The sequence below is a fragment of the Tolypothrix tenuis PCC 7101 genome (assembly GCF_963874875.1).
In the GTDB taxonomy this organism is placed as follows: Bacteria; Cyanobacteriota; Cyanobacteriia; order Cyanobacteriales; family Nostocaceae; genus Aulosira; species Aulosira tenue.
The window spans coordinates 8,248,667-8,252,504 of the sequence record NZ_CAWNJS010000001.1; the positions used below are offsets into that span (position 1 = coordinate 8,248,667).

The window sequence follows — 3,838 nt, forward strand, 5'->3', positions numbered from 1 at the left end:
GGGGATTGGGGACTGGGGATTGGGGACTGGGGACTGGGGATTGGGGACTGGGGATTGGGGATTTGGGATTTGTAATATTTTGATAGTCCATCACCAATTGCTTAATCGAGTGCCATACTCTTCTTTACCTTGTTGCTGGGAACGAATGAAACGACAATAACCATTAAGACCTTTTTCAATCTGGTCTTTAAGCTGACTGACCCAGTGTAATTGTTCTGTATTGCAGTAGCCCAAGTTTTCAGCAATAATGAAAGCGCTTTTCGTCTCCGCTAAAGAGCCACGAGCAATATACATAAAACGCAATCTATCTAAATAGTGATAGCGCCCGTAACCCTCAGCTATGTTGAGTAAAATACTAGCTGATGCTCTGTGTAATTGATCGCTCAAATTGTAACGTTCACAATCGGGTAAACTATCAGCCAGTCGATAAGCTGCTTTTAGTAACTTGAGGCTATCTTGATAGAAGCCTAAAGTTTCAAAACCCCTATCACCCATATCATCCCAATCTAAAGTTTCTCAATTTTATGAGACATTCTTCCTAACACCCAGCCCCCATTACCCCTAATCCCCATTACCCCCAATCCCCAATCCCCAATCCCCAGTCCCCAATCCCCAATCCCCCCATTCCCTATAATCCCTGAGGCTGTAACAATAGTGATGGCAACAGCTTGGATTATGATCTACCAGTGAACGTTTCTACCAGTATCTCGGCACAAACTCAGTCTCGGAAAGCGGAACATATTCGTATCTGTTTAGAAGAAGATGTTCAATGTCACGAAATAACTAGTGGATTGGAACGCTATCGTTTCAGCCATTCTTGTTTACCAGAATTAGACCGTAATGATATTGATATCAGTACTAATTTCTTAGGAAAACACCTAGGCGCGCCTCTGCTCATTTCTTCCATGACAGGGGGAACTGAAGAAGCGGGAATTATAAATCGCCGCTTGGCAGAAGTGGCTCAAGAGTACAAAATTGCTATGGGTGTGGGTTCTCAGCGTGTAGCGGTGGAGAAACCCCAGGTGGCTGAAACTTTTGCGGTTCGCAAGTATGCTCCTGATGTGTTGTTATTGGCAAATTTGGGGGCTGTGCAACTGAACTATAAATATGGTTTGGCTGAATGTCTGCGCGTCATCGAGATTCTGGAAGCGGATGCTTTGATTTTGCACCTCAATCCCCTACAAGAATGCATTCAAACCAAAGGCGATACGAATTTTCGGGGCTTGCTTGACAAGATATGTATATTATGCAATGAACTGCCTGTACCAGTGATTGTTAAGGAAGTAGGTAATGGGATTTCCGCAGTGATGGCAGAGAAACTGCTAGCGGCAGGAGTTAAGGCGATTGATGTGGCGGGTGCAGGGGGTACTTCTTGGGCTAAGGTGGAAAGCGAACGGGCGGATAATGCTTTGCAACGTCGTTTAGGTAAGACTTTTGCTGATTGGGGTTTACCTACAGCCGATTGTATTACAGCAATTCGCGCGATCGCACCGGATGTCCCATTAATCGCCTCTGGTGGGTTGCGTCATGGCTTGGATGTGGCAAAAGCGATCGCACTAGGAGCAAATATCGCCGGTTTAGCAATGCCGTTTTTGCAAGCAGCAGCTTTATCCGAAGCCGCAGTGAAGGATTTAGTTGAGGTATTAATTGCTGAAATCACAACAGTTTTATTCTGTACTGGTAACGCAACTTTAGAACAATTAAAGCTTTCTGGAAGTTTACAACGGATACAATATTAACCATTGGGGACTGGGGACTGGGGACTGGGAACTGGGGAAAAGGATTTTCTTCCCTTGGTTGATTCTATGTGCGGCTAGCTTAACAAGTTTTGCGTTATTTATAGTTCATCATTCATATTTCATACTTCATACTTCATTCTTCTATGCGTACTTTTGTTCAACAAACCTTTGCTAGCTTGCTTGGCAGCTTATTAGGACTTATTATTTTCAGTGGTATTGGTACTACTGGACTATTTTTATTGCTATTTGCAGCCGCTAGTTCTAAAGATACGGGGCCGGAAGTCAAAGATAAATCTATGATTGTTTTTGACTTATCAATGAACATCACCGATGGCGAACCAAAAACTGATGGCTTTATTCAGAAGGTAGTCTCAGGTGTAGAAGAAAACAGAATGGGACTTCGCAGCGTTCTGGATACCTTAGAAAAGGCGCGACGCGATCCACGAATTGTGGGTATTTACCTAGATGCAAGCCAATCTGGAAGTAATGGTGCAGGGTATGCATCCTTAAAGGAAATTCGCCAAGAATTGCAGCAGTTCCGTGCGGCAGGGAAAAAGGTGATAGCCTATGGTAAAGACTGGGAGGAAAAGGATTATTATCTCAGTTCCGTAGCAGATACAGTTGTCCTGAATCCCTTAGGGATGATGGAAGTTAACGGTTTAAGTTCTCAGCCGATGTTTCTGGCTGGTGCATTAGAGAAATATGGAATTGGCGTACAGGTGGTGCGCGTCGGTAAATTTAAAGGCGCAGTCGAACCGTTTATCTTGAAACAATTGAGTCCAGAAAACCGCGAACAAACACAGAAATTGTTAGATGATGTTTGGCAAGAATGGCGTAATGCTGTAGGCGCAAGTCGCAAAATCGCACCCCAAAAAGTGCAGGCGATCGCAGATAATCAAGCAGTATTAGAAGCACCACAAGCGAAATCTAATGGCTTAGTAGATCGGGTAGCTTATCTTGATGAAGTAGTTAGCGATTTGAAAAAGTTAACCGATAGCGATAAAGATGATAAAAGCTTCCGCCAAATTAGCCTGAGTGAGTACGCCCAAGTTCCTGGTAAATCATTAGGTGTAGAACACAAATCCAAGAATAAAATTGCTGTAGTCTATGCAGAAGGCGAGATAGTTGATGGTAAAGGCGGTGATGGTGAAGTTGGAGGCGATCGCTATGCGAAAATATTCAACAAACTCCGCCAAGACGATGATGTTAAAGCTGTGATTTTGCGAGTTAATAGTCCTGGTGGTAGCGCCACAGCCGCCGAAGTCATGCAACGCGAAGTGCGACTGACTCGCCAAGTCAAACCAGTAGTAGTTTCTATGGGAGATGTCGCCGCCTCTGGTGGTTACTGGATAGCTAGCGATTCTAACCGGATTTTTGCTGAACCCAATACAATTACAGGTTCCATTGGCGTATTTGGCTTACTGTTCAACGGGCAAAAATTAGCCAATGATCACGGTGTCACCTGGGATTCCGTGAAAACTGGACGCTATGCAGATAGTCAAACCGTTTCGCGCCCCAAATCACCCGAAGAGTTAGCACTTTACCAGCGCAGTGTTAACCGCATTTACAATATGTTCCTCAATAAAGTCTCTCAAGGGCGCAAACTCCCAGGAACCAGAGTAGCAGAAATTGCCCAAGGCAGAGTTTGGTCTGGTACAGCCGCCAAAGAAATTGGTTTAGTCGATGAAATTGGCGGATTGAGTGCGGCGATAGAATATGCAGCCAAACAAGCAAAACTCGGCAAAGATTGGCAAGTCAAAGAATATCCCCAAAATAGCAGCTTTGAAGAACGCTTTTTTGGCATATCCACCCAAGAAGCGCGCAGTGTTTTAGGAATTCCCAAAGCGCAGGTAAAACAATCCAATCCCCTCACCGCAGAATTTGCCAAACTCCAAGAGGAATTATCAGTTATGCAAAAAATGAACGATCCCCAAGGAGTATACGCACGTTTACCCTTTAACCTCAAAATTGAGTAGTTGTCATTTGTTATTTGTCCTTTGTGAATGCAAATGACAGCTTCAAAGAGAGAAAAAGAATGCGACAGATTGTAGGGGCACTGCACTGCCCATACGTGTCAACTTAAGCTAAAAGCTATATAT

3 protein-coding genes are annotated in these 3,838 nt (G+C 44.1%); 2 read left to right on the forward strand and 1 reads right to left on the reverse strand.

What is annotated here, in order from left to right; translation table 11 throughout:
- Positions 1 to 90 precede the first annotated feature (90 nt).
- Positions 91 to 495, reverse strand: a complete 405-nt coding sequence (locus tag AACU25_RS32465; protein ID WP_096582760.1) for a four helix bundle protein — start codon at positions 493 to 495, stop codon at positions 91 to 93.
- Positions 496 to 686: 191 nt separating this feature from the next.
- On the opposite strand from AACU25_RS32465, the gene fni reads away from it, so the two are divergent.
- Positions 687 to 1,739 carry a type 2 isopentenyl-diphosphate Delta-isomerase gene (gene fni, locus AACU25_RS32470; protein ID WP_096584353.1) on the forward strand — a complete coding sequence of 351 codons (1,053 nt, stop codon included), beginning with the start codon at positions 687 to 689 and terminating at the stop codon, positions 1,737 to 1,739.
- Positions 1,740 to 1,882: 143 nt separating this feature from the next.
- The gene (gene sppA, locus AACU25_RS32475) at positions 1,883 to 3,715 is read left to right on the forward strand and encodes a signal peptide peptidase SppA (RefSeq protein WP_096582762.1); all 1,833 of its coding nucleotides are present in this window, start codon (positions 1,883 to 1,885) and stop codon (positions 3,713 to 3,715) included.
- Positions 3,716 to 3,838 lie beyond the last annotated feature (123 nt).